Annotated in this window: 27 protein-coding genes; 21 read left to right on the top strand and 6 right to left on the bottom strand. The window is 51.2% G+C overall.

Going from position 1 to position 21,770, the window contains the following annotated elements; all coding sequences use genetic code 11:
* Window positions 1–9 precede the first annotated feature (9 nt).
* A complete protein-coding gene (locus tag G465_RS0104425) occupies window positions 10–1,248 on the bottom strand; it encodes an adenylate/guanylate cyclase domain-containing protein (RefSeq protein ID WP_022653281.1) in 1,239 nt (412 codons plus the stop codon).
* Between the two features lie 139 nt (window positions 1,249–1,387).
* Between G465_RS0104425 and G465_RS0104415 the strand changes: the two genes are divergently transcribed.
* Window positions 1,388–1,729 carry a zinc ribbon domain-containing protein YjdM gene (locus G465_RS0104415; RefSeq protein WP_022653279.1) on the top strand — a complete coding sequence of 114 codons (342 nt, stop codon included), beginning with the start codon at window positions 1,388–1,390 and terminating at the stop codon, window positions 1,727–1,729.
* Between the two features lie 66 nt (window positions 1,730–1,795).
* On the opposite strand, the gene G465_RS0104410 is transcribed toward G465_RS0104415, so the two are convergent.
* A complete protein-coding gene (locus G465_RS0104410; RefSeq protein WP_022653278.1) occupies window positions 1,796–2,398 on the bottom strand; it encodes a CBS domain-containing protein in 603 nt (200 codons plus the stop codon).
* A 54-nt stretch (window positions 2,399–2,452) separates the two neighbouring features.
* Between G465_RS0104410 and G465_RS16465 the strand changes: the two genes are divergently transcribed.
* Together G465_RS16465 and G465_RS0104400 are read left to right on the top strand one after the other, a co-directional pair.
* Window positions 2,453–2,944: a type II toxin-antitoxin system RelE/ParE family toxin gene (locus tag G465_RS16465; RefSeq protein ID WP_245556746.1), complete on the top strand. Its 492-nt coding sequence runs from the start codon at window positions 2,453–2,455 to the stop codon at window positions 2,942–2,944.
* Window positions 2,945–2,954: 10 nt separating this feature from the next.
* The gene (locus tag G465_RS0104400) at window positions 2,955–3,245 is read left to right on the top strand and encodes a HigA family addiction module antitoxin (protein WP_022653276.1); all 291 of its coding nucleotides are present in this window, start codon (window positions 2,955–2,957) and stop codon (window positions 3,243–3,245) included.
* 49 nt (window positions 3,246–3,294) lie between these two features.
* On the opposite strand, the gene tolQ is transcribed toward G465_RS0104400, so the two are convergent.
* From tolQ to G465_RS0104385, 3 genes are all read right to left on the bottom strand, one after another.
* The gene (tolQ, locus tag G465_RS0104395; RefSeq protein WP_022653275.1) at window positions 3,295–3,990 is read right to left on the bottom strand and encodes a protein TolQ; all 696 of its coding nucleotides are present in this window, start codon (window positions 3,988–3,990) and stop codon (window positions 3,295–3,297) included.
* Between the two features lie 47 nt (window positions 3,991–4,037).
* The gene (locus G465_RS0104390; RefSeq protein ID WP_022653274.1) at window positions 4,038–4,595 is read right to left on the bottom strand and encodes an L-threonylcarbamoyladenylate synthase; all 558 of its coding nucleotides are present in this window, start codon (window positions 4,593–4,595) and stop codon (window positions 4,038–4,040) included.
* A 75-nt stretch (window positions 4,596–4,670) separates the two neighbouring features.
* A complete protein-coding gene (locus G465_RS0104385; protein WP_022653273.1) occupies window positions 4,671–6,335 on the bottom strand; it encodes a sigma-54-dependent Fis family transcriptional regulator in 1,665 nt (554 codons plus the stop codon).
* Window positions 6,336–6,631: 296 nt separating this feature from the next.
* Between G465_RS0104385 and G465_RS0104380 the strand changes: the two genes are divergently transcribed.
* The 6 genes from G465_RS0104380 (at window position 6,632) to G465_RS0104355 (ending at window position 11,333) form a co-directional block, all read left to right on the top strand.
* A complete protein-coding gene (locus G465_RS0104380; RefSeq protein WP_022653272.1) occupies window positions 6,632–6,895 on the top strand; it encodes a phenol hydroxylase subunit in 264 nt (87 codons plus the stop codon).
* Window positions 6,896–6,942: 47 nt separating this feature from the next.
* The gene (locus tag G465_RS0104375; RefSeq protein WP_022653271.1) at window positions 6,943–7,959 is read left to right on the top strand and encodes an aromatic/alkene monooxygenase hydroxylase subunit beta; all 1,017 of its coding nucleotides are present in this window, start codon (window positions 6,943–6,945) and stop codon (window positions 7,957–7,959) included.
* Window positions 7,956–8,225 carry an MmoB/DmpM family protein gene (locus G465_RS0104370; RefSeq protein WP_022653270.1) on the top strand — a complete coding sequence of 90 codons (270 nt, stop codon included), beginning with the start codon at window positions 7,956–7,958 and terminating at the stop codon, window positions 8,223–8,225. The genes G465_RS0104375 and G465_RS0104370 overlap by 4 nt, the downstream gene beginning before the upstream one ends.
* A 34-nt stretch (window positions 8,226–8,259) precedes the next feature.
* A complete protein-coding gene (locus G465_RS0104365) occupies window positions 8,260–9,813 on the top strand; it encodes an aromatic/alkene/methane monooxygenase hydroxylase/oxygenase subunit alpha (RefSeq protein WP_022653269.1) in 1,554 nt (517 codons plus the stop codon).
* 14 nt (window positions 9,814–9,827) lie between these two features.
* On the top strand, window positions 9,828–10,208 hold the full coding sequence (locus G465_RS0104360; RefSeq protein WP_022653268.1) for a phenol hydroxylase subunit P4: 381 nt from the start codon (window positions 9,828–9,830) through the stop codon (window positions 10,206–10,208).
* 66 nt (window positions 10,209–10,274) lie between these two features.
* Window positions 10,275–11,333 carry an NADH:ubiquinone reductase (Na(+)-transporting) subunit F gene (locus G465_RS0104355; RefSeq protein ID WP_022653267.1) on the top strand — a complete coding sequence of 353 codons (1,059 nt, stop codon included), beginning with the start codon at window positions 10,275–10,277 and terminating at the stop codon, window positions 11,331–11,333.
* Between the two features lie 10 nt (window positions 11,334–11,343).
* Here the strand turns inward: G465_RS0104355 and G465_RS0104350 are convergent, their stop codons facing one another.
* Entirely contained in the window at window positions 11,344–12,051 is a 708-nt protein-coding gene (locus G465_RS0104350) for a GntR family transcriptional regulator (protein ID WP_022653266.1), read from the bottom strand.
* Between the two features lie 141 nt (window positions 12,052–12,192).
* Here G465_RS0104350 and G465_RS0104345 point away from each other — a divergent pair, with 141 nt between their 5' ends.
* From G465_RS0104345 to G465_RS0104290, 12 genes are all read left to right on the top strand, one after another.
* Complete coding sequence (locus tag G465_RS0104345) at window positions 12,193–12,522, top strand: 2Fe-2S iron-sulfur cluster-binding protein (RefSeq protein ID WP_022653265.1); 330 nt, start codon at window positions 12,193–12,195, stop codon at window positions 12,520–12,522.
* Window positions 12,523–12,585: 63 nt separating this feature from the next.
* On the top strand, window positions 12,586–13,512 hold the full coding sequence (locus G465_RS0104340; RefSeq protein WP_022653264.1) for a catechol 2,3-dioxygenase: 927 nt from the start codon (window positions 12,586–12,588) through the stop codon (window positions 13,510–13,512).
* On the top strand, window positions 13,513–13,938 hold the full coding sequence (locus G465_RS0104335; RefSeq protein ID WP_022653263.1) for a GlcG/HbpS family heme-binding protein: 426 nt from the start codon (window positions 13,513–13,515) through the stop codon (window positions 13,936–13,938).
* A 50-nt stretch (window positions 13,939–13,988) separates the two neighbouring features.
* Window positions 13,989–15,443: a 2-hydroxymuconic semialdehyde dehydrogenase gene (locus tag G465_RS0104330; RefSeq protein ID WP_022653262.1), complete on the top strand. Its 1,455-nt coding sequence runs from the start codon at window positions 13,989–13,991 to the stop codon at window positions 15,441–15,443.
* Window positions 15,444–15,473: 30 nt separating this feature from the next.
* A complete protein-coding gene (gene dmpE, locus G465_RS0104325; RefSeq protein ID WP_022653261.1) occupies window positions 15,474–16,256 on the top strand; it encodes a 2-oxopent-4-enoate hydratase in 783 nt (260 codons plus the stop codon).
* A gap of 12 nt (window positions 16,257–16,268) precedes the next feature.
* Window positions 16,269–17,063: an SDR family NAD(P)-dependent oxidoreductase gene (locus G465_RS0104320; protein WP_022653260.1), complete on the top strand. Its 795-nt coding sequence runs from the start codon at window positions 16,269–16,271 to the stop codon at window positions 17,061–17,063.
* Between the two features lie 25 nt (window positions 17,064–17,088).
* Entirely contained in the window at window positions 17,089–18,039 is a 951-nt protein-coding gene (locus G465_RS13475; protein ID WP_022653259.1) for an acetaldehyde dehydrogenase (acetylating), read from the top strand.
* A 15-nt stretch (window positions 18,040–18,054) separates the two neighbouring features.
* Window positions 18,055–19,086 carry a 4-hydroxy-2-oxovalerate aldolase gene (gene dmpG, locus G465_RS0104310; protein WP_022653258.1) on the top strand — a complete coding sequence of 344 codons (1,032 nt, stop codon included), beginning with the start codon at window positions 18,055–18,057 and terminating at the stop codon, window positions 19,084–19,086.
* Window positions 19,083–19,874, top strand: coding sequence for a 2-oxo-3-hexenedioate decarboxylase (dmpH, locus tag G465_RS0104305; protein ID WP_022653257.1), 792 nt, complete (start codon window positions 19,083–19,085; stop codon window positions 19,872–19,874). The genes dmpG and dmpH overlap by 4 nt, the downstream gene beginning before the upstream one ends.
* Before the next feature lie 12 nt (window positions 19,875–19,886).
* Window positions 19,887–20,078 carry a 2-hydroxymuconate tautomerase gene (gene thmT / locus G465_RS0104300; RefSeq protein ID WP_022653256.1) on the top strand — a complete coding sequence of 64 codons (192 nt, stop codon included), beginning with the start codon at window positions 19,887–19,889 and terminating at the stop codon, window positions 20,076–20,078.
* 147 nt (window positions 20,079–20,225) lie between these two features.
* Complete coding sequence (locus tag G465_RS0104295; protein ID WP_022653255.1) at window positions 20,226–21,146, top strand: SphA family protein; 921 nt, start codon at window positions 20,226–20,228, stop codon at window positions 21,144–21,146.
* Window positions 21,147–21,334: 188 nt separating this feature from the next.
* Window positions 21,335–21,535 (top strand): YlcI/YnfO family protein, encoded by a 201-nt coding sequence (locus G465_RS0104290; protein ID WP_022653254.1) that lies wholly within the window; start codon window positions 21,335–21,337, stop codon window positions 21,533–21,535.
* Window positions 21,536–21,770 lie beyond the last annotated feature (235 nt).

The following is a 21,770-nucleotide window of genomic DNA, read 5'->3' as shown; positions in this document are numbered from 1 at the left end:
TTGCTTGGTTTAAGATGATTTTTTGAAAAAAAGCGCCGTCGGTGTGGTTTTGCCGTGTAAAACCGTCAATTTGGCACTCGCTTGGAACAACTGACGGTAGGCCGGTGGAAGACGTTGTATCACATTTGCTGACACGGCTAATACACAATCCTCTTCGCGTGTCGTGCTTTCGATACGGGCGGCAATGTTAACGGTATCCCCAATCACGGTATGGTTTTTCCTTTCTTGGCTGCCAATATCTCCCAAAATCACTTTGCCGAAATGACAGCCAACACCAAACCCTTCTGGGGTGGGTAATTTTTCTGCTTGTAATTGCTGTAGCAAAATCGGCCATTGCTGTTCAAAATCTAAGGCGGCGGCGACTGCCGATTCACAGGCCCGTGCTTCGCCTTCTAAACCGAAAATCACCATGATCGCATCGCCAATATATTTATCCACCACGCCATTATGTTTCGACACAACTCGATGCCAATGCTCAAAATAAATGTTTAGCATTTTAGTCACATCAATTGCGCTTGAATTTTCACATAGATGTGTGAAATTTTTAATATCAGAAAATAAAATACAAAGTGACATATCTGTGGCGACAACGTCTTCTTGCAAAATACGGTTGCGGATGTTTTGGTCAACATAAGTCCCAAACAGCTGAAAAATCCGATTTTTCAACCGCAAAATTTCCAGCCGCCCAAGTGCTACTGTCATCGCCAAAATAAAACCACCGATCATAATAAAGTGATGGGTAATATCAGAGAAAAAATCGGTTGTATAAGAAAAAATATTATCAATGGTAAGTGCAGATTGATCGCGTAGGTCTTTGAACAAATCAAGATAAAAATACAGAAAAATAAAGATGCTCACATTCAGCAATACTGTTGCTACTTCAGAGAACTGAGTAATCATTGAGTTTGGATGTTGTTTAAGATGATAGAAAAAACAAGATACAGCAGCATAAATCCAAAACCCAATATGAGCGGCATTCAGGATATGGTCGAATCCCTCTCTTATTTCTCCCACGCTATAGATAGCGGGGGCAATCAATGAACAGAAAAAACGAGCCATTGAAGTTTGGCCGAAACTAATAATGCAGTGAGTTTGAATCACCAGTGCCAGCACTAATAGCGTATGATCGAGGCTGCTAAAAAATAGCGATTTTTGCAGAATAATTTGCATGATAATATAGAACAAAGCAAATTGGCCTGAGTACAATAAAATCTCTTGTGCAAATTGTGATAGATATTTTTTGTTCATGATTTTTTCAGATAAAAGAACCCATTTTTATGGTAAAGGATATCTTTCAAACTGACCTTAACAAAAATAGCAGGGCTGCTATCAAATTTGTGCATAAAAATATAAAATTGTCTTTTCAATTTTTTCTTGAAAGTATGTGATGAGTTCACTGCCTGCCTGTCCACAATGTCAATCTGTCTACACCTATGAAGATGGCGCGATGTATGTTTGCCCTGAGTGTGCCCACGAATGGCCACAACAAGCCGCTGTGGTGGAAGAGCAACAGCGTGTGATTCGTGATGCCAACGGGACGCTGTTGCAGGATGGGGATAGCGTAACGGTGATTAAGGATTTGAAAGTCAAAGGCTCTTCATTGGTGGTGAAAATTGGCACCAAAGTGAAAAACATCCGCTTGGTCGAAGGTGATCACGATATCGACTGTAAAATTGACGGTATTGGCGCGATGAAGTTAAAGTCAGAGTTTGTGAAGAAGCTGGCTTAAGCGACAGCAACAAAAAAGCCAGTCGTACAGACTGGCTTTTTTGTTGCTTCTTGTGGGCAAGACAAATCAATCTTCGTGCAACAGTGTGTGTTGAATCTCAGAAAAACTGCTCGGCACTCGGACAAAATTCAGCGAAATCCCCAAACGGCGGGCAATTTGCGAGGTGGAGAACAAACCGCAAATTTCGTGGTGGCCGGTATCAGCGTTTTTCTCGATCACCAGCGCGTGTTGGCGGCCATAGCGTTTCATGGTAGCAATCAGCTGGCCGACGTTGGCATGTTCGACATCACGCAAAATCAGCGATTCCAATTCAGCACGCGGTGTCATCACATCACGCACTAAAATTTCACTATGGCGGCGGCCTTGTTCGTGGATGCGCTGCATCGGACGCTCACCCAAAATATCTTTAGCGGTGACCAAACCAACCAAGTTGCTGTTTTCGTCAATCACAAACAACAAACGAATGGCACGACCCACCATCAGACGGTGTGCATCTTCAACTGAAGCATCATCGTCAACTGTCACGGGATCGAGTACTCGCAAATCGGTCATTACCTCGACGGCTGGGCTTTCCATCGTGACCGAACGGCGCGGACGTTGCGCCAGCGACAGCAAAACCGTTCCCGCTGGCAGCGAGATGGAGGGCAGGGGGGAGTAGTTAGTGTCCATCAGTTCAATCTCCACGCATTATTGTGATTAGCCGCTTATGGGTGCGGGTCCATCATGATGAAGCTTGTGAGCAGTTTGCTAACTTCATCGTGGTTTCATTTTATGCCCAAGTTGCAAATGCGTGAAATAGCAAAAACACATTTCCTGCTAAAAAAATTTTCTTTCCCAAAAAGACAAACGACAACATCCATTAAGATACCGTCTTATTCTGAACTGGGTGGGGGTCTGCATTGTTGTAGTTCGTATATCAAGGCTATACAATGGTGCATGATTCGAAGTTTCCGTCACAAAGGACTTGAAGCCTTCTATCGCAGAGGCAGCAAGGCCGGTATCCAGCCTCACCATGCTAATCGACTTCACGCACAACTGACTGCGCTGGATTCGGCTGCCTGCGCGGAAGATATGAATTTTCCGGCTTGGCGTCTGCATCCTCTGACGGGAGATCTATCTGGTTTTTGGGCTATCACTGTTAACGGTAACTGGCGCTTAATCTTCCAATTCCATGGCGAAGATGCAGAGTTAGTTGATTATCTAGACTACCACTAGGAGAGTGACAATGAATGGCATGCACAATCCAGCTCACCCCGGCGAAGTGTTAAAGGAAGGCTGGCCGGCTGAAGTAACTATCACGGCAGCGGCAAAGCAACTTGGCGTGACGCGGGCCACGTTGTCGCGCATTCTCAATGGTCATGCCTCTATCAGTGCAGACATGGCCTTACGTTTGCAGGATTGGTTGGGCATCAATGCGCAAATGTGGCTGCGTATGCAGGCAACGTATGATTTGTGGCAGGCGCAGCACAACAAACAGCGGCCTCGTGTTGAGCGACTCAAGCACCTAGCTCAGTAGCCCGCTAGAGTGGGCACGTTTCTGTGCCCACTACATCGGTAAAATTGCACTAATTACTCAAAGGCATCCGTGAGGCTTGGCGTTGCAGGATGTTGGAAAACTCTTCCATAAAGGTGTCAAAACGCAGGGCGAGGCGGTCAACCTCATGCGAAAAACGGTTGTAACCAATCACCGCCGGAATTGCCGCAAACAGACCAATTGCCGTGGCAATCAAGGCTTCGGCAATCCCTGGTGCGACGGTGGCGAGGGTCGCAGTGCCGGCATTACCCAAGCCAATAAAGGCATGCATAATCCCCCACACCGTTCCCAACAGACCGATATAAGGGCTGATTGAACCGACGGTGGCTAAAAAAGCGGTATGGCGGTCGAGTTCGTCAATTTCACGCTGTGCCGCTGCTTTCATGGCGCGGCGGGTGCCATCCATGATGTCAGACAATTCTCCCCCTGGTTGTCGCCGCAGTTTCATAAATTCACCAAACCCAGCAGCAAAGATTTTTTCCGTGCCAACACTGTCTGGCTCGGTGGCAACACGCTGGTAAATGGTGTTGAGATCAGTACCCGACCAAAACAGCCGCTCGAAATTCTCGACATGGCGATTGGCTTTACCAAGGCTGCGCCACTTATTAAAAATATGCATCCACGAAATAATCGACAGTAATACCAACAACGCCATGATGAACTGCACCGGCAAGGTGGCATCGAGTATTAACTGCACAACAGACAACGATTGCGGAGCAGATTCCACAGTAATCCTTTCTCTGCGACAACAAAGCCGCCTATATGGGGGCAAAATTAGCGCAACACACGCCCAGTTTGGACATCAATAATGGTTGAAGGTTTACGCCGTTTGCCGATCTGACCGGGGAGCGTGAGGACTTGTTTCCCAAATTGCCGTTGGCAGGCGGCTGCCGAACGCAGCGAGCGTTGTCCGGCACGATTGGCCGAGGTGGAAACCAAGGGCCCAAGGGCTTGGCACAGGCGTTGGGTAAACGGGTGTGCCGTTACGCGAACGGCTAAGGTGCGATGGCGTCCCCGTAACAGCGGCAACACTCGCTTAGCCGCTGGCAACAGCAAGGTGTACGGCCCAGGCCAATAGCGTTGACACATCGCTTCTGCTTCTGCTGATAACGGCGCGAGTAAGGGCCGCAACTGTGCCAACGAGGCAGCAACCACAATCATTCCCTTGTGATTGGGCCGACCTTTATAAGCAATGACGCGCTTTAACCCTTTCGCGGATAACGGATGGCAACCGAGGCCAAAACACGATTCAGTGGCATAGGCAATTACGCCGGCTTGGCGCAAATGATGTTGGGCCCGACGTAGGTATGCCGCAGGAGGAAGACGTGACATGAACAACAGCTCAATCCAGCAAATGAAGGCCAGTATTCTGACAGATTGGCGCTGATTTTTGCTATGTCGAGTTGTCTAGGCGCTGGTCTTTTTTAAGCGATAGGCCAATTGTGGCCGCGTAATGCCCAACATCCGTGCTGCCCGCGATAAATTGCCATCGGCTTTTTTGACCGCATGATTCAAAAAGTTGCGCTCAATATCATCAAAACTCAGCCCACTGTTTAACATCTGCTCATATAAATCATGTTCTGCTGTCGGTGTGGCGGCTTGTAAGTGGCCGCCTTGGTCGAGGCCGGTATTGTTCATCGCCTGCTGTTGTGGGAACAGATGGTTGACCTCAATCAAGCCCCCTGGCTCGGCCAAAATCAAACCCAGTTCAATGGTGTTCTCCAACTCACGCACATTACCCGGCCACGGATATTGTAATAAAGCTGCCAGTGCGCGGTCGGTAATACCTGCGGTTGGTTTTTCATGTAACACGCTCAACCGTTCCAACATTGCATTGACCAACAGCGGAATATCGCTTTGCCGTTCGCGTAGCGGGGGGATATGCACCGGATAGACATGAATTCGGTAGTACAAATCAGCGCGGAAACGGCCTTCGCTGACGGCTTGTTTGAGGTCAACGTGGGTGGCGGTAACTAAACGGACATTGACCTTGCGCACTTTATGATCGCCCAGCCGTTCAATCTCGCCTTCTTGCAACACTCGCAATAACTTTGCCTGTGCCGCCAGTGGCAATTCACCGACTTCATCTAAAAATAAGGTGCCACCGTCGGCACGTTCAAACCGGCCCATCCGTGTTTGTTGCGCGCCGGTATAAGCGCCTTTTTCAACGCCAAACAGTTCGGCTTCAATCAGATTTTCTGGGATGGCAGCACAATTGACGGCGATAAAAGGTTTATCTCGGCGCCCACTTTGTTTGTGTAATAAGCGGGCAAAGCGTTCTTTGCCCACGCCGGTTTCACCTTGTAATAACACCGTGACTTGGCTGGCGGCGGCGCGTTGAATCAGATGGCAGGCATGGCGAAAGCGTTCAGAACTGCCAATCATGCCATCACAGGGTGGGGTGCGGCTGATGGTTTGTCGTAAACAATCGACTTGTTTTTGCAGTTCAAGTAATTGCGACAAAATCGAATCTTGTGCGAAAAAATGGCGGTAATCGTCGGCATCTTCCCATTCTTGTAAGGGTTTGCCGATGATGCGACAGTGGGGTTTGCCGCTGGCGGCGCATTCCACTTCTTTGAACAGAATAAACTGCCCCATAAAAGCCGAGGTATAACCAGAGGCATAGCCAATTTGCATCCAGCACACTGGGTGGTCGGTATGGCCAAATTCTTTGACGTGGCTATCCGATTCCCACGAGTCTTTCCATAAAAACTCGCCGTAAAACTCCCCCTGTGCCATATCAAACTCAACTTTGACCGGCGTTACTTGCACGCTTCCTTCCAGCATGTGTAGCTGTGGGCCGACGACAAAAGCGTCGATCTTGTCGCCATTGCCGCGTATCTTGCGGGCAATTTCCGCGTCATTCATCCCTGAGACATAGCCGACACGGGTGAGTAAATTGCGCGCATGTTCTAGCCCAACCAAGCTGATGATCTCTCGCCGCAATACCGCCATTGCGGCCACATGCAGCATCAACATGCGGCTTTCTGCCAGCCAAATATGGCCAGTCTCTGCCGAAAAATGCACCAGCTCACGCAGATCGTGATTTTTGGGGTATTTGATTGCCGCCATGCTTCTCTCTCCTCGTTGTGTGTCGTGTTCACCCTTCTTTGAGGGCTGTGCTGCGCCGGTGGATGGCGGATAAAGCGCGTGATTTTTACAAAATTAGCGCGCTCGGGCAGCTCAATGTAGAGCAATTTACCATTTGATCAAATAAAAAATCGATATTTTACCAAATCATCAATTTTCTATAGATGCTGCGCCGCAACAAAAATGCGTGTTTTCAGTAAAAACAAAGATTTATTGCTGTGGCACGCTTCTTGATAAGAATAAATTGCTCACCACCGAGTTTTGCCTTGGAGCTCATCATGTCATCAGTTCTACCTGCCACATTGCCGAAATTCGTTCGCGTGACTGGGATGCGTGGGCAACAGTTCATCGAATTTGACTTTGCTATCGGTGAACCAGAGCTGTTCGTAGAAATGATTTTGCCTGTGGAACATTTCGAAGCGTTTTGTCGTGATAACCAAGTGATTCAAATGGACAGCGACAGCAGCGACCGAATTGATGCAGACAAACGGCAATGGCGGAGTGGCGACAGTCAACTGACACAACGCCCACGTGAGGACTAGGCCTCATTTACCTGCTATTCACATCACACAATAACGAGGAGAGACGAATGCAGATTGATTTGCGTACTGTGGCGATTCGCCCCAAACGCCAGACTTTTAGTCACATTGCCCGCCGTCAAGGGCAGGACAAAGCGGCATCGCGTTACCAAGAGGCCACGTTAGACCTGCAACCGACCGCAAATTTCCACTATCGCCCGTACTGGGCACCACAATTTGAAATTTTTGACAGCCGCCGTACCCAGATTGTGATGAAAGACTGGTACAGCTTCAAAGATCCTCGCCAGTTCTATTATGGCACCTACACCATGGCACGGGCACGACAACAAGATGCGGCAGAATCGGCATTCGAGTTTGTCGAAGATCGCGGTTTGATTGCCCTGTTGCCAGAGTCCTGTCGTGAGCAGGCGCTACAGGTGTTATTGCCACTGCGCCATCTGGAATGGGGCGGCAATATGAACAACACCTATATCTGTGCCTATGGCTACGGCACCGCCATCACACAGGCGGCGATGTTCCATGCGATGGACCGTCTTGGCATTGCCCAATATCTGACTCGCATCGGTTTGACCCTGAGTGGCCCCGAGGCATTAGACACCGCTAAAACCGCGTGGTTGGAACAAGCCGAATGGCAAGAATTGCGCCGCTATGTTGAAGACACTTTTGTGTTGGATGACTGGTTTGAATTGTTGATTGCGCAAAACGCGGTGCTCGATGGTTTGTTATATCCCTTGGTTTACGAAGCCTTTGACGATGCCATCAATCTGCAAGGTGGCACTGCTATTTCGATGCTGACGCAGTTTATGCGTGATTGGAAAACTGAAACCAATAAATGGCTCGATGCCACTTTAAAAACCGCAGCAGCAGAATCGCCTGACAACGCGGCGCAGTTGGCGCAGTGGGTGGCGCATTGGCAACAACGCGCACAAGTGGCGTTGGCACCGGTGGCACAACTGGCCTTGCCAGAAACTGGCGCGGCGGTGTTGGAAGAGATTGCCCAAGAATTTTCAGCTCGTATGCAAAAACTGGGCGTGCGTGCTGCCCAAACTGAAGGAGTGGCCGCATGAGTAAGGTTTTTATTGCCCTGCAAACCAATGACGATACCCGTCCGATTATCGAAGCCATTTTGGCCGACAACCCCCACGCCGAACTGAACGAAGCGCCGGCGATGGTCAAGATTGATGCCGAAGGTTCGTTGACTATTCACCGTAATAGCATTGAAGAGCTGTTGGGGCGCGATTTCAACTTGCAGGAACTGCATCTGCACCTGATTACCCTGTCGGGCAATATCGATGAAACCGACGACGAATTCACCCTGTCTTGGGCCAACTAAGTTGGGCCGCTGTTAAAGCATACGAGGTGTTGCAATGGATATGAAAACCAGTGGCCGCAAACTTGGCCTGAAAGAGAAATACGCACACATGACCCGTGGCTTGGGTTGGGAAACCACCTATCAGCCAATGGACAAGGTATTTCCGTATGACAAGATGGAAGGCATCAAAATCCATGATTGGGAAAAATGGGAAGACCCTTTCCGTTTGACCATGGATGCCTACTGGAAGTACCAATCGGAAAAAGAACGCAAGCTGTACGCGATTATCGATGCGTTTGCACAAAATAACGGCCATCTGAATGTAACCGATGCCCGTTATATCAATGCGCTGAAATTGTTTATCACCGGCGTATCGCCGCTGGAATACATGGCGCACCGTGGTTTTGCTCATACTGGCCGTCAACTGCGCGGCGTGGGGCCACGGGTTGCCTGTCAGATGCAGGCGATTGACGAAATCCGCCACGTCCAAACCCAAATTCACACCATCTCGAACTACAACAAGTTCTACAACGGCATGCATGACTTCCGTCATATGCACGATCGGGTGTGGTATTTGTCGGTGCCAAAATCGTTCTTTGACGATGCCATCTCCGCCGGCCCATTTGAATTTATGGTCGCGATTGGCTTTAGCTTTGAATATGTGCTGACCAATCTGCTGTTTGTGCCGTTTATGTCGGGTGCGGCCTTTAATGGCGATATGGGCACTGTCACCTTCGGTTTCTCGGCCCAATCTGACGAAGCCCGTCACATGACCTTGGGTCTGGAAGTGATCAAATTCCTGTTGGAGCAAGACCCCGACAATCTGCCGATTGTGCAGAAATGGATTGATAAGTGGACATGGCGCGGCGTGCGGATGTTGACCTTGGTGGCGATGATGATGGATTACATGCTGCCTAAGCGGGTGATGAGCTGGCGCGAAGCATGGGATATCTATTTCGAGCAAAACGCCGGTGCTCTGTTCAAAGATTTGGCGCGCTATGGCATCACTATGCCGAAGTGTGTTGAAACCGCGATTAAAGAAAAAGACCACATCTCGCATCAAGCGTGGGCGACCTTCTATCAATACGGTGCGGCTGCCGCTTTCCACACTTGGATGCCCACTCCCGAAGAAATGGATTGGCTATCGTCGAAATACCCAGACAGTTTCGACCGTTACTACCGTCCACGGTTTGAATATTGGCGTGAACAAGAGGCCGCCGGTAATCGTTTCTATAACAAAACGCTGCCGATGTTGTGCCAGACCTGCCAAATTCCGATGTTGTTCACCGAGCCAGACGATCCGACCAAAATCGCCTATCGCGAAACCACCTACAAAGGTGAGAAGTACCACTTCTGCTCTGACCATTGCCAGCACATCTTTGAAGATGAGTCGGAGAAATACATGCAGTCGTGGTTGCCGGTGCATCAGATCTATCAGGGCAATTGTTTCCCCGAAGGCGTTGACCCCACCGCACCGGACTTCGACCCTCTGGCCGCCGTGTTGCAGTGGTATCACATCCAATTTGGCGCCGACAACCTCAGCTTTGAAGGGTCGGAAGATCAGAAAAACTTCGAACAGTGGCGCGGCATGGCCACCCAGAACGTGTGAAGGGAAACCACATCATGACGACAACCGCAGATCTGCGTAACCCACCCCCCATGCAAGACTATCAAGGGCAGGCAAAAGACGGGGTAGAGCATTTTCATGGTAACCAACTGTTATACGTCGGTTGGGAAGATCACCTGTTGTTCTGTGCGCCTTTTGCGTTCCCGTTTCCACCGGCGATGCGCTTTGGTGATGTGGTGAGCCATGTTTTGCCTGGGGCTTTCGGCTATCACCCTGACTTTGCCAATATCGATTGGCAGCAGGCGCAATGGTTTAAATCAGGTCAGACTTTCCAGCCCGATTTTGACAAATCGTTGGCTGACAATGGCTTGGGGCATAAAGACGTGATTCGCTTCCGCACCCCCGGTTTAACCGGCATTCGCGGTTCTTGTAGCTAACCCCCACGGCCAGCACCACTGCCCTTGGTGGGGGTGCTGGCTGTCTTTGTCTCGGAATTTTTGGCCATGAGCTACCAACTGACGATTGAACCCCTCGGCGAGACGATTGATGTCGAAGAGGGCCAAACCATTTTAGATGCCTGTTTACGGAAAGGCATTTGGCTGCCACATGCTTGCTGTCATGGCTTGTGTGCCACCTGCAAAATCCAAGTCAACGATGGTGAGATTGAACACGGCGAAGCCAGTCCGTTTGCGCTGATGGATTTCGAACGCGACGAAGGGAAATGCTTGGCGTGTTGTGCCACCTTGCAATCGGATGTGGTGATTGAAGCCGAAATCGAAGAAGAACCCGATGCCGCCAACTATCCCGTCACCGACCATGTCGCAACGGTGAGCCGGATTGTTGACCTGACTCCCACCATCAAAGGCATTTTTCTCCAGCTCCCAGCAGGTGAACAGCTCTCTTTCCAAGCGGGGCAGTATGTCAATTTGCAAGTGCCTGGGGTGGAACAAGCTCGCGCTTTTTCGCTGGCGAATGCGCCACAAGAGGCCGAATTAGAACTGAATATCCGTCATGTCCCCGGTGGACAAGCCACCACATGGCTACATGAGAATCTCAAAGAAGGTGACCGTCTGGCCTTGTCTGGGCCATACGGACGCTTTTTTGTCCGTAAATCGGCCCAACAACCGCTGTTGTTTATTGCCGGTGGGTCGGGATTGTCCAGCCCAAAATCGATGATTCTCGATTTATTGGCCGAAGGCTGTGAGTTGCCGATTACTTTGGTGCAAGGGGCGCGGCAGTTGTCCGAGCTGTACTACCACGATTTGTTTACCGAATTGGCCGCACAACACAGCCACTTTACCTATCTGCCGGCCTTATCCGCCGAGCCGGAAGACTCCGCTTGGGCGGGTTTCCGTGGTCATGCCCACGAAGCGGCGCGAGAACATTTTGCCGGTGATTTCCGTGGCGTGAAGGCCTATTTATGTGGGCCACCGGCCATGATCGAAGCCTCGATTGCGACGTTGATGCAGGGCCGGTTATTTGAGCGTGATATTTACACCGAGAAATTTTTTAGCGCAGCGGATGCGCAACAGGTGCGGAGTCCTTTATTCCGCAATGTGTAGCGAGATTGGGCTATTCGCCAAAGCTGTCAGCGGGTAGCAGCCGTACTACTTCGAGGGTTTTTTCGATGTGGTGAACCAACAGCCGGCTGGCGGTTTTGGCATCGCGTTGTAGCGTGGCCTCGAGCAAAGCACTGTGCTCAGCATGGACATCACGCGGCACGGTTGGGTTGCCTAATACCAAACGGCGATAACGCTCGGATTGTTGATACAGGATAGAGAGAAAGTGCAGCGTCCAACGCGATGGGCACGCCGCCAGCAGGCTGGAATGAAAAGCGCGGTTGCGTGCTTCCCATTCATCAAAGCCAACATCGCCTTGGTGCAATCTTTCCTCGACTCGCGTTAGGCGGTGAAAAGCGGCGACGGCATTGCTCTCCCACACCTCATCGCCATGCGCGATGGATAGAGCAAGCGCCTCGGCCTCGAGCACCGTCCGCACGCGGGTGATGTCCTGAAAATCGTCCAGCGAAATCGGCGCCACCCGAAAACCGCGTTGGCCTTGAACGGTAACCAGTGCATCGGTAACCAGTAATAACAGTGCCTCGCGCAAAGTGCCGGCACCGACTTGATATTGCTTTTTCAGGTGCTCAACGCGCAGCTTGCTGCCCGGGCGATGTTTGCCGGTCACGATGTCGTGCCGTAGCTGAAGATAGGCATTTTCAGCCAAAGTTTTTGGGCTATTGGGTTCGATGGCAGCCGCGTGTAAAGAGTCTTGAGACATAAAGAGTCAGATTTTTCTGCAAAAAACGAATGGCCGAGATTTTACGCTGAACGGGGTTTTTTGCAGTACAAAAAAATCTCGAGAAAAAATGTTTACATCGAGAAAAACAAGTTGTATCGTAATGTTTCACGGGAGAACAGCATGGCAACGCCAACCTTTAATGTGCTGATTACTGATACCGGAGAACGCTATCGCTGCCGTTCCGACCAGACGGTGTTGGCTGGGATGGAAAACCTCGGTCGCAAGGGGATTCCTGTCGGTTGCCGCCAAGGCGGTTGTGGGGTGTGCAAGGTGGCGGTGTTGTCGGGTGAATACCAAGCAAAGGTGATGAACCGCGATCACATCAGCAAAGAAGATGAAGCGGCTGGGCGTGTGCTGGCGTGTCGCATTCGGCCAAGCTCAGATTTGGAAGTACAGGTTTTGGGTTCGATGAAAAAAAATGTGTGCTACGTCCGCAAGCCAGCGGCATAACACACAATCGAAATGGCCAATCACGGCTGAAATAGAGAAGAAGCTAAACAAGGAGAAAACATCATGGCGATGACCGGCGTATTGCGTCCAGGACATGCACAACTGCGCGTGTTGGATATGGAAGAATCGGTGAAGTTCTACACCGAAGTGATGGGCTTAGTGGAAACCGGCCGTGACAGCCAAGGCCGCGTGTATTTCAAAACCCGTCAAGAGCGCGATCACAACAGCATCATCCTGCGTGAAACCGATCGTGCAGGTCTCGATTTCTTTGGTTTTAAGGTGCTGGACAAAGCGACCTTAGACGACTTCGAACAAAAATTGCAGGCCTATGGTGTAAAAACCGAGCGTATGCCAGCCGGTGATTTGTTAGAAACCGGCGAGCGTGTGCGCTTTGTGTTGCCCACCGGCCACACGATTGAACTGTATGCCGAAAAAACCGACGTTGGTAACGGCATGGGCTACTACGACCCAGACGTGGACGTGATCGATGGCCCGGGGATTCGTCCAGTTCGCATGGACCATGCGCTGATCTACGGTGGCGACATCGATGGCAACCTGAAACTGTTTACCGAAGTGTTGGGTTTCTCGTTGGTCGAGCGCGTCAAACTGGAAGATGGCGAAACCGACTTGGCGACATGGATTACCTGTAGTGCCAAGGCCCATGACTTGGCGATGGTGCGTCATCCTGAAGATGGCAAATTGCACCATGTCTCTTTCCTGATGGAAAGCTGGGAACAAGTGTTGCGCGCAGCCGACATCATGAGCCGCCATCGGGTATCGATTGACATTGGCCCAACTCGCCACGGCATCACCCAAGGCACCACGATTTACTTCTTCGACCCTTCCGGCAACCGTCTGGAAACCTTCTGCGGCGGCTATCAACACTATCCCGACATGCATCCGATTACTTGGAGCTGGGAAGAAGTGGGCCGTGGCGTGTTCTATCACAACCGTCAGCTGAACGACGCCTTCCTGAGCGTGGTGAGCTAAATGCAAGCCGCCACCCTCTTGCCCGGTATTACATGGGAGGCGGCGGCCACCGCCGCTCGTGCGGCGGTGTTGTACGCAGAAGCCCGCCAGTGGCGTATCAATGTCGCGGTGGTGGATCGCAGCGGCAATCTGATGAGCTTCCTGCGGATGCCCGGTGCGTTTTTACATTCGGTTGATATCGCCATCGACAAAGCCTACACCGCCGCCAGTTTCGGTTTTCCAACGAAAGATTGGATGAAACATATCGGCCACGATGATGGCATGAAGCTTGGCTTCTCATCACAGCCTCGTCTGGTGGTCTTCGGCGGTGGTCTCCCGATCACAGTTGGGCAAGATTGGATTGGCGGCATCGGTGTGTCCGGTGCGTCAGAGGCCGAGGATGAAGAATGTGCCCGCGCCGGTTTGGCAGCGATTGGCTTGGCCTAAGTTTGCCCCGACGCGGTTTTCTCTACGCTTGAACAAGGACACTGTGCACCATGAAAGACATCCTGAATTTTATTAACGGCGAGTTTGTCGCCACATCGAAACAATTTGAAAAACGCACGCCAGTTGATGACAGCCTGATTGGTATGGTGCATGAAGCTGGTCAAGACGAAGTGAATGCCGCAGTGGCTGCGGCGCGTGCCGCATTAGAAGGCCCTTGGGGCAAGATGACGGTGCAAGAACGTACCGAGATTTTGAACAAAGTGGCGGATGAGATTACCCGCCGTTTTGATGAATTTCTAGAAGCAGAATGTGCCGACACTGGCAAGCCAAAAAGCTTGGCCTCGCATATCGATATCCCACGCGGTGCTGCCAATTTCAAAATTTTTGCTGACGTGATTAAAAACGCGCCGACCGAATTTTTTGAAATGGCCACCCCAGATGGCAAAGGTGCGATTAACTACGCTGTGCGCCGCCCAGTCGGTGTGGTCGGTGTGGTGTGTCCGTGGAATTTGCCGTTGTTGTTGATGACATGGAAAGTCGGCCCTGCTTTGGCCTGCGGTAATACCGTGGTGGTGAAACCTTCTGAAGAAACGCCCCAAACCGCCACCCTGCTCGGCGAGGTGATGAATGCCTGCGGTGTGCCAAAAGGGGTTTATAACGTCGTGCATGGTTTTGGCCCACAATCGGCCGGTGAATTCCTCACCACCCATCAAGGTGTGAACGCCATCACCTTTACCGGCGAAACCCGCACTGGCGCGGCGATTATGAAAGCAGCAGCCGAGGGGGCGCGTCCGGTGTCGTTAGAAATGGGCGGCAAAAACCCAGCGATTGTGTTTGCCGATTGCGATATCGATGTCGCGATTGAAGCCACTCTGCGTTCTTGTTTTGCCAACTGCGGTCAAGTGTGTTTGGGCACTGAACGGGTGTATGTCGAACGCTCGATTTTTGATGCCTTTGTCGCTCGTCTGAAAGAAGGGGCAGAAAAACTGAAGTTGGGTGTCCCTAGCGACAGTAATACCAATATGGGCCCGCTGGTCAGCCAAGAGCATCGCAATAAAGTGTTGTCCTACTACAAAAAGGCAGTGGAAGAAGGTGCAACAGTTGTTACCGGTGGTGGCATACCCGAGATGTCGGCAGAGCTGGCGCAAGGGGCATGGGTTCAACCGACAATTTGGACCGGGTTAGATGACAACGCCACGGTGGTACGGGAAGAAATTTTTGGCCCTTGCACCACGGTGATGCCATTCGACAGCGAAGAAGAAGTCGTCCGCCGTGCCAATAACACCCACTATGGTCTGGCGGCATCGGTTTACACGCAAAACATCAACCGCGCTCATCGCGTTGCTGCGCAATTAGAAGTCGGTTTGGTATGGGTAAACAGCTGGTTCCTGCGCGATTTGCGTACCCCATTTGGTGGTTCGAAACAATCGGGTATCGGGCGTGAAGGCGGTGTGCACTCGCTGGAGTTCTACACCGAACTGAAAAACGTCTGCATCAAGTTGTGATGCCCACTGCAACCTAAGGATACCTGTGAGATGGAACAAGCCAAGATCAACGAATTGGGCGATGAGCTGTATAGCGCGTTAACCGAGTGCCGCACCATTGCTCCCCTGACCTCGCGTGGCCTCGATATTTCTATCGAAGATGCCTACCACATTCAACAGCGCATGATTGCGCGCCGGATTGAAAAAGGTGAGCGCGTCGTCGGCAAAAAAATCGGCGTGACCAGCCAAGCCGTGATGAATTTATTGGGGGTGCACCAACCCGACTTTGGCTATCTGCTCGATGGCATGCTCTACAACGAGGGCGAGGCGATTCCGTTTGATCGCCTGATTCAGCCGAAGGCCGAAGGGGAAATTGCCTTTTTACTGAAAAAAGATTTGCAAGGCCCAGGGGTCACCGCAGTTGATGTGTTGGCAGCGACCGAGGGTGTGATGGCATGTTTTGAAATTGTCGATTCGCGCATTCAAGATTGGAAAATCAAAATTCAAGACACCGTTGCCGACAACGCCTCATGTGGGGTGTTTGTGTTGGGTGATCAGTTGGTTGATATCAGCAAAGTTGATTTGGCTCTGTGCGGCATGGTGTTAGAGAAAAACGGTGAAATTGTTGTGACCGGTGCTGGTGCAGCGACGTTGGGCCACCCAGTGAATGCCATGGTCTGGTTGGCGAATACCTTGGGCCGTCTTGGTATTCCATTAAAAGCCGGCGACATTGTGTTGTCTGGGGCAATGGGAGCGATGGTGCCGATTCAAAAAGGCAACAACTTGCGCGTCACCATCGGCGGTATCGGTGGTTGCTCAGTGCGTTTCGTATAAGGCACACCGATTATGGATTTGTTGCTTGCGGGTAAAACCGCCTTGGTAACTGGATCGACCGCCGGCATTGGGTTTGCGATTGCCACCGAGTTAGCCCGTGAAGGGGTGGCGGTGGTGTTGAATGGCCGTTCAGCCGCCGGTGTGGCGGACGCACAAGCGCGGTTATTGGCGCAACTGCCAACCGCCAACGTGAGTGGCATCGCGGCAGATTTGGCAACTGCTGCTGGTTGCCAAGCGGTGATCGAGGCCCATCCCCAACTGGATATTTTGGTCAACAACCTCGGCATTTTTGATCCGGTTCCTTTTGAAGCTATTGGCGATGAGGAATGGCAACGTTTCTTTGATACCAATGTGATGAGTGGTGTCCGATTGTCGCGTCACTATTTGCCATTGATGAAAGCGGCCAACTGGGGACGAATTGTCTTTATCTCCAGCGAATCGGGGGTCAATCCACCCACTGAAATGGTGCATTACGGGATGAGCAAAGCGGCGGAGCTGTCGATTTCACGCGGTTTGGCGCAGTCTGCCGCCAGCACTGGCGTGACCGTCAATGCTGTTCTACCGGGGCCAACCCGTACCGAAGGGGTGAGTGAGTTTTTTGCCAAATTAGCCGCTGAACAAGGCATCGATTTGGCAGAAACCGAACGCCGGTTCTTTGCCGAGGCGCGCCCCACCTCGCTATTAAAGCGTTTTATTGATCCAACAGAAGTGGCGGCACTGGTGGCCTATGTCTGTAGCCCACGTGCCGCTGCCACCAACGGCGCCGCCTTGCGCGTCGAGGGCGGCATTCTGTCCTCGATGTGTTGAACCTCATTTCTTCAAGGAACACACCATGACCAAAAAAATCAAATGCGCGCTGATCGGCCCCGGCAATATCGGTACCGACCTGCTGTATAAATTAAAGCGCAGTCCTGTGCTCGAACCGCTGTGGATGGTGGGGATTGACCCAGAATCAGAAGGCCTGAAACGGGCGGCCGAATTGGGGTTGAAAGTCACCGCCGAGGGCGTGGATGGTTTGTTGCCCCATGTATTGGCGGATGAAGTGCAAATCGCTTTTGATGCCACGAGTGCTTATGTTCACGCAGAAAACTCACGCAAATTAAATGAGTTGGGCGTGTTGATGGTCGATTTAACCCCTGCGGCGATTGGCCCTTACTGTGTACCGCCAGTCAATCTGTTGGAACATGTCGGTAAACGTGAAATGAACGTCAATATGGTGACCTGTGGGGGTCAAGCGACCATCCCGATGGTGGCGGCGATTTCGCGGGTACAGCCGGTGAATTACGGTGAGATTGTGGCGACGGTGTCTTCAAAATCTGCTGGCCCAGGTACCCGTAAAAACATTGATGAATTTACCCGTACCACTGCCGGCGCAGTCGAACGAGTCGGCGGCGCCAAAAAAGGCAAGGCCATCATTATCATCAACCCTGCCGAGCCACCACTCATCATGCGCGACACCGTGCATTGCTTGGTGGAAGGTGAACCCAATCGCGAAGCCATCACTGCCTCGATTCAGGCCATGATTGGCGAAGTCCAAAAATATGTGCCGGGTTATCGTTTGGTGAATGGGCCGGTGTTCGATGGTAATCGGGTGTCGGTGTTCCTTGAAGTCGAAGGCTTAGGCGACTTTTTGCCAACCTATGCCGGTAACCTCGACATCATGACCGCCGCTGCAGCGCGGACGGCTGAAATGTTTGCCGAAGAAATTCTTGCCGGTCGTCTGACATTAAGCCCTGCCACCGTCAGTGGCGAGCCGCGTTTGGCTGGTTGTGGTTCACATTAAATCAAGGAGCACAAAATGAGTCTGGCAGGAAGCAAAATTACCGTTCACGACATGACATTGCGCGATGGTATGCACCCGAAGCGTCATCAAATGACCTTGGAACAGATGAAGTCGATTGCATGTGGCCTCGATCAAGCTGGCGTGCCTTTGATTGAAGTGACCCACGGCGATGGCTTGGGCGGTTCGTCCGTCAACTACGGTTTCCCCGCGCATACCGATGAAGAATATCTCTCCACCGTGATTCCTTTGATGCAACAAGCCAAAGTCTCGGCCTTGTTATTGCCTGGCATTGGTACGGTTGATCATCTGAAAATGGCGCGTGATTTGGGCGTGCACACCATCCGTGTTGCCACCCATTGCACCGAAGCAGATGTGTCAGAACAGCACATCACCATGGCGCGTAAGTTAGACATGGATACTGTCGGTTTCTTGATGATGTCGCACATGAACAGCCCCGAGGGTCTGGTGAAACAGGCCAAGCTGATGGAAGGCTATGGTGCGAACTGTATCTATATCACCGACTCCGCCGGTCATTTATTACCTGATGGCGTGAAAGCCCGTTTAGGCGCGGTGCGCGAGGCATTAAAACCAGAAACTGAATTGGGCTTCCACGGCCATCACAATTTGGCGATGGGGGTTGCGAACTCGATTGCAGCGATTGAAGTCGGTGCGACTCGGATTGATGCGGCGGCAGCGGGTTTGGGCGCTGGGGCAGGTAACACCCCGATGGAAGTGTTTATCGCGGTCTGTAGTTTGATGGGCATTGAAACCGGTGTCGATGTGGCAAAAATCACCGACGTTGCTGAAGATTTAGTGGTACCGATGATGGACTTCCCGATTCGGATTGACCGTGACGCGCTGACCTTGGGTTATGCCGGTGTGTATGGTTCGTTCCTGTTGTTTGCAAAACGCGCTTCGGTGAAATATGGCGTGCCAGCACGCGATATTTTGGTAGAACTGGGTCGCCGTGGCATGGTGGGTGGACAGGAAGACATGATTGAAGATACCGCCATCACGATGGCGCGGGCACGGGGATTACTGGCATGAAATTAGAACGCGCAACCATCTTGTGTTTAGCTGAATATTTAGAAAATTGTGAGCTAAATGCGCAAGACACCTTAAAAATCACTGACGATCATCCCGAGATGGATTGGGAAGATGCTTATGCGATTCAGGACGAAATCCGCCGCCGTAAATTAGTGCGTGGGGCGCGAATTGTCGGCTACAAAGCAGGTTTGACCTCCTACGCCAAAATGAAACAGATGAGCGTGGATAGCCCATGCTTTGGTTTCTTGGTCGATTATTTCTCGGTGGTCGATGGCGGAGAGGTGAAAGTCTCGGAGCTGATTCATCCTAAAGTTGAGCCAGAAATTGCTTTTGTGTTGAAAAAGCCATTAAAAGGCCCCGGCTGCCATATTGGTAGCGTGTTGGCGGCGACCGACTTTGTGATGCCAGCGATTGAGGTGATCGACAGCCGCTATCGCGATTTTAAGTTTGATCTGAAAAGTGTGATTGCAGATAACTGTTCGTCAGCACGTTTTGTGTTGGGTGGCAGCATGACCTCGGTTGAAGGGTTAGACCTACGCACCTTGGGCGTGGTGTTAGAGAAAAATGGCCAACCGGTGGCTTTGGGTGCAGGTGCAGCGGTGTTGAACCATCCCGCAGCTGCGGTGGCGATGTTGGCAAACCATCTGGGTGCGCGTGGTGAGGAATTGCCAGCGGGGACGGTGGTGTTGTCGGGTGGTATTACCGAGGCGGTGGCGGTGGCACCAGGGGATCATGTGACCTTGCGTGTGCAAAACTTGGGCAGTACCTCGATTCGCTTTGTGGAATAAAAGGACAGTGATATGCCTATCGCAGAAGTGCATTTATTAGAAGGCCGGACGGTGGAGCAAAAGCGCAAGCTGATTGCGGAAATGACCCGTGCTATTTCAGAATCGGTCGATGTCAAACCTGAACAAGTCCGCGTCATTATCCATGAAATGCCAAAAGAGCATTTCGGGATTGGTGGGGTGTCGGCGAAAGATTTGGGACGTTAGCGATCTCTGCTGTGCTGCTAGGAGAAGCAACAGGGCAACGACAGTCAATATTAACAACTAGCCTGCTGTCGTTGCCACACTGTGGATGCACTGCCGTTGGTGGTGACATCACACGGAAAAATCTAAAAATAGAGGAAAACACCTAAGATGCTGCGCAATAAAACCCATTACTGTATCGCCGTGGCGCTAGCCGCCTTTGCGTTACAAGCTCAGGCCAAAGAAGGTGGTGACCAGTACCCAAATGGTGCGGAAACGTTCTTGTCTGGTGCATTGCCACCCCCCGGTACCTATTTTATCAACTACATGGGCTACTACTCCGGTACGTTGAAAGATGGCAATGGCAATACAGTGAAATTGCCAAATGGCAAAGGCGGCACAGAAAAAGCCACCGTTAAAGCTTTCTTCGATGCCCTGCGTTTGGTGCATGTCACTGATGTAAAAATCCTCGGTGCGAACTGGGCAATGCACGCCATTTTGCCAGTGGTGTACCAAGATCTTGATTTACCGCCTTTGGGTGGCAGCAAATCGCGTGTTGGCTTGGGCGATGTAACGGTGAATCCATTTGTGTTGTCATGGCATAGCCCAAATTGGCACGTGGCAGCGGGTGTGGACATCAATTTGCCCACCGGCGCATGGGATAGCCAAGACCCACGCCGCAGTATTGGTGCCAATTACTATAGCTTTGAGCCCATTTTGGCGGTGACTTATTTGGCAAACAATGGTTTTGAGGCATCGGCGAAGCTGATGTACAACATCAAAACCAAAAACAACAGCACCAATTATCAATCGGGTGATGAATTCCACATGGACTATTTGCTTGGCTATCGCCAAGGGGAATGGGCCTATGGTTTAGGTGGCTATTATCTGAAGCAAACCACTGATGATGAGCTCAATGGTCGCAAAGTTGGTACCGATGGTAACCGTGGTCAGGTGTTTGCCTTTGGCCCACATATTCAATACACCGGCAAATCTGGCGATCAGTTCATCTTTAAATGGCAGCATGAAACAGCCGTAGAAAACCGTTTTGCTGGCAATAAAGTCTGGTTTAAATATGTGCACCGCTTTTAATTGCTGATGTTGTTCTGACACACAATCGCTCGCGCAATCTTCTCTTGCAGCGCTCCTTCTGGCCCGATTTTTCGGGCCTCTTTTTTTTCGGCACAGTTTATGCTTAATCAAACATGAGGCACCGTCTGTGGTTAGAGCACAGCAACATTGCCTCCATCTCGATTGCAACACTGAACAAGGAGCTTGCCATGTCTGTGATTTCATTGCGTTTGTCGGCCGAGATCGAACATCGTTTGGCACGTTTAGCGGAAGATCGGGGCTGTAGCCGCGCACAAATTGCCGAGGCTGCGTTACTCGCTTTTCTGACCGATACCACCGCTGCGACTTCTACCACACCCTCCAGCAGCCATCACCCTCGACATCCTGCATTAGCCCGTCAAGCGGCGTGAGTGCGATGTTTCCTCTCCATCGGGCAGACTTACCCAATGCGCGGAAAGCCTCGGGTTTCAGCCCGAGGTCAAGAGCGCGGACGCTGAAGGCGTCCTAGTGTGATGGTTTGTTATTCTTCAGATTATCTTTGAATATCAATCATCACATCACAACAGCTTGCTATAATTTTGTCATGGAAACCGTAAAAACCCTCAAACTCCGCATCAAAGACAAGCACGCGAAAGTGTTGCTGGC

The sequence above is a fragment of the Aquaspirillum serpens DSM 68 genome (assembly GCF_000420525.1).
Lineage (GTDB): Bacteria > Pseudomonadota > Gammaproteobacteria > Burkholderiales > Aquaspirillaceae > Aquaspirillum > Aquaspirillum serpens.
Note: the sequence above shows the minus strand (reverse complement) of the source record. Positions and strands in the feature narration are given on the sequence as shown.

Excerpts from the sequence above, each read along its gene's own strand:
- G465_RS0104415 (WP_022653279.1), top strand. The coding sequence starts at position 1,388 with ATGAGTTCACTGCCTGCCTGTCCACAATGTCAATCTGTCTACACCTAT.
- dmpH (WP_022653257.1), top strand. The coding sequence starts at position 19,083 with ATGAAATTAGAACGCGCAACCATCTTGTGTTTAGCTGAATATTTAGAA.
- G465_RS0104400 (WP_022653276.1), top strand. The coding sequence starts at position 2,955 with ATGAATGGCATGCACAATCCAGCTCACCCCGGCGAAGTGTTAAAGGAA.
- thmT (WP_022653256.1), top strand. The coding sequence starts at position 19,887 with ATGCCTATCGCAGAAGTGCATTTATTAGAAGGCCGGACGGTGGAGCAA.
- G465_RS0104380 (WP_022653272.1), top strand. The coding sequence starts at position 6,632 with ATGTCATCAGTTCTACCTGCCACATTGCCGAAATTCGTTCGCGTGACT.
- dmpG (WP_022653258.1), top strand. The coding sequence starts at position 18,055 with ATGAGTCTGGCAGGAAGCAAAATTACCGTTCACGACATGACATTGCGC.
- G465_RS0104340 (WP_022653264.1), top strand. The coding sequence starts at position 12,586 with ATGGCGATGACCGGCGTATTGCGTCCAGGACATGCACAACTGCGCGTG.
- G465_RS0104295 (WP_022653255.1), top strand. The coding sequence starts at position 20,226 with ATGCTGCGCAATAAAACCCATTACTGTATCGCCGTGGCGCTAGCCGCC.
- G465_RS0104320 (WP_022653260.1), top strand. The coding sequence starts at position 16,269 with ATGGATTTGTTGCTTGCGGGTAAAACCGCCTTGGTAACTGGATCGACC.
- G465_RS0104375 (WP_022653271.1), top strand. The coding sequence starts at position 6,943 with ATGCAGATTGATTTGCGTACTGTGGCGATTCGCCCCAAACGCCAGACT.
- G465_RS0104335 (WP_022653263.1), top strand. The coding sequence starts at position 13,513 with ATGCAAGCCGCCACCCTCTTGCCCGGTATTACATGGGAGGCGGCGGCC.
- G465_RS0104365 (WP_022653269.1), top strand. The coding sequence starts at position 8,260 with ATGGATATGAAAACCAGTGGCCGCAAACTTGGCCTGAAAGAGAAATAC.
- G465_RS0104355 (WP_022653267.1), top strand. The coding sequence starts at position 10,275 with ATGAGCTACCAACTGACGATTGAACCCCTCGGCGAGACGATTGATGTC.
- G465_RS0104385 (WP_022653273.1), bottom strand. The coding sequence starts at position 6,335 with ATGGCGGCAATCAAATACCCCAAAAATCACGATCTGCGTGAGCTGGTG.
- G465_RS0104410 (WP_022653278.1), bottom strand. The coding sequence starts at position 2,398 with ATGGACACTAACTACTCCCCCCTGCCCTCCATCTCGCTGCCAGCGGGA.
- G465_RS0104345 (WP_022653265.1), top strand. The coding sequence starts at position 12,193 with ATGGCAACGCCAACCTTTAATGTGCTGATTACTGATACCGGAGAACGC.
- G465_RS0104290 (WP_022653254.1), top strand. The coding sequence starts at position 21,335 with ATGTCTGTGATTTCATTGCGTTTGTCGGCCGAGATCGAACATCGTTTG.
- G465_RS0104425 (WP_022653281.1), bottom strand. The coding sequence starts at position 1,248 with ATGAACAAAAAATATCTATCACAATTTGCACAAGAGATTTTATTGTAC.
- G465_RS13475 (WP_022653259.1), top strand. The coding sequence starts at position 17,089 with ATGACCAAAAAAATCAAATGCGCGCTGATCGGCCCCGGCAATATCGGT.
- G465_RS0104390 (WP_022653274.1), bottom strand. The coding sequence starts at position 4,595 with ATGTCACGTCTTCCTCCTGCGGCATACCTACGTCGGGCCCAACATCAT.
- G465_RS0104350 (WP_022653266.1), bottom strand. The coding sequence starts at position 12,051 with ATGTCTCAAGACTCTTTACACGCGGCTGCCATCGAACCCAATAGCCCA.
- dmpE (WP_022653261.1), top strand. The coding sequence starts at position 15,474 with ATGGAACAAGCCAAGATCAACGAATTGGGCGATGAGCTGTATAGCGCG.
- G465_RS0104370 (WP_022653270.1), top strand. The coding sequence starts at position 7,956 with ATGAGTAAGGTTTTTATTGCCCTGCAAACCAATGACGATACCCGTCCG.
- G465_RS0104360 (WP_022653268.1), top strand. The coding sequence starts at position 9,828 with ATGACGACAACCGCAGATCTGCGTAACCCACCCCCCATGCAAGACTAT.
- G465_RS16465 (WP_245556746.1), top strand. The coding sequence starts at position 2,453 with ATGATGAAGCTTGTGAGCAGTTTGCTAACTTCATCGTGGTTTCATTTT.
- G465_RS0104330 (WP_022653262.1), top strand. The coding sequence starts at position 13,989 with ATGAAAGACATCCTGAATTTTATTAACGGCGAGTTTGTCGCCACATCG.